This is a genomic window from Actinomyces sp. ICM47, assembly GCF_000278725.1.
GTDB lineage: Bacteria > Actinomycetota > Actinomycetes > Actinomycetales > Actinomycetaceae > Pauljensenia.
Genome location: NZ_ALCA01000004.1, coordinates 1 through 3865, shown reverse-complemented (window position 1 = coordinate 3865; position 3865 = coordinate 1). Strand labels below are relative to the sequence as shown.

Below are 3865 nucleotides of genomic sequence, written 5' to 3'. Positions count from 1 at the left end.
CTAGCTGATCAACTGACCGTTATCGGCGAAGTGGTACCAGGTACCCCAAATCTTCAGCCACCCAGTCGCCATCCCGCCACTGCCAGGCTGCAGGTAGTACCAGTAGCCACCCTCCTTCAGCCACCCAGTGGCCATCGCACCACTGTCGGGGCTCAGGTAGTACCAGGTGGACCCCACCTGCACCCACCCCGTCACCATCACACCACTGTCAGGACTCAGGTAGTACCAACGCGCACCAGAAAACACCCAGCCGCTGGCCTGAGCACCCGACGCCTCGTGGTAATACCAGGCACCCTGATCCTTCACCCACCCGGTGCGCATGTACCCGGACGCATCAAAACGATACGTGGAACCATCAATCACCAGGGCCGCGCTCGACGGGTAAGAACCATCCTCGTAGCGATACCACCACCCACGAGCACCCCACTTCCACTCCCCGGTCTTCGGGGCGGCCTTGAGGTCTACCTTCACGGTTCCCTTGTTGAGCGGCCAGTCCCACACCTGCAGGTAGACGGTTGACGGGTCGCCGCCCGACCGCTGGGCAATCGTCGAGATCGGCACGTCGTAGTGGTAGTGGATCAGCCCGTCCTCCCCTTGCTCGCCCCAGTGGTACTCCTTCTCCTGCATGAAGGGCGCTCCGTCAGCCGTCGACGAGAATCCGTACCCCGCGATATAGGAGGAGTCGGTGACGTCGAAGGATAGCGTACGCTCGTTGCCCTCGCCCGTGATCGTCAGGTTCGAGACGACGGGTGCCTGCGTGTCGAGGCGAATCACGTGCGTCAGCTGCTGTGTCGTCGGAGTCGCATCAGTCGACGTGCCTTCGATGGTGAGGGTGTAGGCACCGTCCGGCAGCTCGTTACCCGCCGCATCATATCCTTTAAATATAGGGGTGCTGTCGAAATGCTCTTCCGCGGTGGTCACCTCAGTAAAGCGCCCGTTAAAGTACGAGTGGCTCTTGGGCACACTCCCGTACTCGTACGAGCGCACGACTTCCCCTGTCTCGTTGGTGTAGGTGTACGTCAACTTGTCGACGTCTCGCAGCAGAATCGTCGCCGGGATTGCGTACGTCCTGGCGTTTTCTTCCGCCGAGCGCGTGATGATGTACAGGTCGCGGTCATTCGTGCTGATCGCCATGGACTCTTCCGGATCGAAGGGGTTGATCTGGCCGAGGGGCAGGCCGTGGAAGGTCATTGTGGACGTGCCGATCTTTCCCTTCCCGTACACGGGGCTATCGAAGATCGTCGGCTGTTCCTCGGCACCGTAGAAGCCCAGGTAGGGAACGGTCAGGTCGGGTTGTCCGTCTGTGCTCGTGAAGGTTACGGCACCGTCGATAAACGTGCCCTGGGGAGTGTGTTCTGCCGCGAACGAAGCAAATTCGGCTGTCGGGGTCACCGTGATGGTCACGGTGGCGCTCGACTTCGCGGGAACGGTCACGGAGTCGGAGGAGAAGGTCAGGTCGATCCCCTTGCCCGTCCAGTTCGTCGCGTGCCCTGTGTAGAGGAGGAAGTTCACGTCCTCGGACAGGGCCTGACCGCCGAGCGTGTACGTGTGGGCGGCGTCGGACACGTTGGTCAGCTGTACCTGGAAGGTCCACCCGTCGGTTCCGTCTCCGAGCTCCGCCTTGGGACGCGAGGAGTCCGCGGCTCCCACGACGCTCGGATACACCGGCGAGGTCGTGGCCCCCACCGCGTCCACGAGGCCCGCGCCGACGCGGCGCGGCGAATAGAAGGCTCCGTCCGCCTTCGTCGCATCCACAATCGGGTGGGCCGTGCCCATGAGGAGGTTGGTGATCACCGCGTTCTTGTCCGCCGCGCTCATCGCCGCGAAGGCCGGGTCGGTCGCAATGCGCTGGCGCACGAGGGCGGCGACGCCCGCCACCTGTGCCGAGGCCTCGGCCGTGCCTGTTTCGTCGTCGTACTCGTTGCCCGGCTCAGACGATGTCACACTGCCACCGGGCGCCGCGATTTCAGGCTTCAGCCTGAGATCAGGATTCACGCCCCACGAGGAGGAATTCCACGGGGCCAGGCCACCCTCCCCCTGATCGTTAGATCTGAGAACGGCTGCCACCGACAGGACGGACGAATATGCAGCAGGCGCACCAACCGAACTCATCTGGGGGGAGAGAGTCCGCCATTCAGCGCGTCCGTAATCACCAGCCGGCGCTACAACCGTCATTCCCGCGTTGGAGAGCCTGTCATAGGCCCGCTCGTAGAGTCTTACCGCATCGCCACTAATATCGCGGTCCGACATGAAAGACACGGCGACAGTGTCTGGCCTGATCACCATCGCATCGTCCAGGGCTGCCAGCAGGTCGCTGTCACGCGCGACGTTCCAGGAGTCAGAGACAACCTTCGCGACAACGAGCTGAGCCTGCGGCGCAGCGCCCCTATACGCTTTGTCGTTGGCGGCGGCGAGGCCAGCCATACGAGTGCCATGCACGTGCCGCGTATAGCTTTCACGGTCATGCTCGTAACCGACCAGTACGTCCGTGTCGCCGTCCGCATAGTCATAGACGAAGGGGATCTTGTCGCTGACCCACGCGCCCCCCTTGCCAGCCCCAAGGCTCGCTGTCAGGGATGTCATGTCCGTCTGGGTGAGGCGCAGTGACGTGCTATCCATAGAACCCGCGAAGGCCTCGTGCGAGGTGTCCAGGCCCGTGTCGATCACCTCGATGACGAGTCCCTGCCCCTGCTGGACTGCCTGATCAGCGCGCGTCACCCCCGCTGGATTGGTGATCTTGGCGCTACCGCCCCACAGGAATTCCGGATACATGATCGGCTCGCGCGTGCCCTCCGCGAACGCGGCCGCAACACCGCGCACGCCCTTGATGGCCTTGAGGGCAGACCTGGGTGCCTTGAGCGCGAAGCCCTCGAACACGTGGTGGTAGTCCCGCACGTACTCGATGGTTGCCCCAGGCGTCGCGGCAGCTACCGCTTGCCCGAGGCGCTCTCTCACTCCCTCGAGATCCGCAGCGCCATCTTCGAGCTGAACGATGAACGTTTGCTGCGCGTCGTCCGCAGCGTCGGCACCCTGCGACACCTCGCCGTGATCTACATCGATCGCGTACGAGGCCGGGATACTCATGGTCGTGATGGTCAGGGCACCGGTCGCGACGAGCGCCAGTGCCGTCATTTTGCAGTGGGACATGTGTGGTTCCCTTTCTTAACAACTGCGTTATGGGGGCGCACATTGCCGCGCCGATCCATCCCTTTAAGAGTAACTGAAAGCAGGCCAGGCAGGGACAGTTATCTCGAATTCTTATCATCATTGTCAAACTGCCATTCATTGAATCTGTCCGACAAACTCATCACATGAATAACACAGTGCCCGAATTCTCAACAGAAAACCTGACACGTTATGCAGGCTCACCGTCACATACGCACAGACAGCTTGTCGCAGCTTCGACCTTCCCGGGCCAATCATTACCCATAAAAGCCCGCGCCTCCCGATAATCTGACCGGGAGGTGCGGGCGCAGGGTTCAGTGATTCAGCTCAGGCACCTAGCTGATCAACTGACCGTTATCGGCGAAGTGGTACCAGGTACCCCAAATCTTCAGCCACCCAGTGGCCATCGCGCCACTGCCAGGCTGCAGGTAGTACCAGTAGCCACCCTCCTTCAGCCACCCGGTGGCCATGGCCCCATCAGAGGGATTCAGGTAGTACCAGGTGGACCCCACCTGCACCCATCCTGTCGCCATCACACCGCTGTTAGGACTCAGGTAGTACCAACGCGCACCAGAAAACACCCAGCCGCTGGCCTGAGCACCCGAGGAGGAGTGGTAGTACCAGGCACCCTGATCCTTCACCCACCCAGTGCGCATGTACCCGGCCGCATCAAAACGATACGTGGAACCATCAATCACCA

The 3865-nt window shown here is 61.9% G+C and carries 1 protein-coding gene and 1 pseudogene; both read right to left on the bottom strand.

What is annotated here, in order from left to right; all coding sequences use genetic code 11:
* Window positions 1–3147 carry a S8 family serine peptidase gene (locus HMPREF1136_RS00195; protein ID WP_009647277.1) on the bottom strand — a complete coding sequence of 1049 codons (3147 nt, stop codon included), beginning with the start codon at window positions 3145–3147 and terminating at the stop codon, window positions 1–3.
* Window positions 3148–3500: 353 nt separating this feature from the next.
* Window positions 3501–3865: pseudogene (locus tag HMPREF1136_RS00190) on the bottom strand (S8 family serine peptidase); the annotation flags it as partial.

Bases quoted from the DNA above. Each gene is read 5' to 3' on its own strand.
- HMPREF1136_RS00195 (WP_009647277.1), bottom strand. From the start codon at position 3,147: ATGTCCCACTGCAAAATGACGGCACTGGCGCTCGTCGCGACCGGTGCC.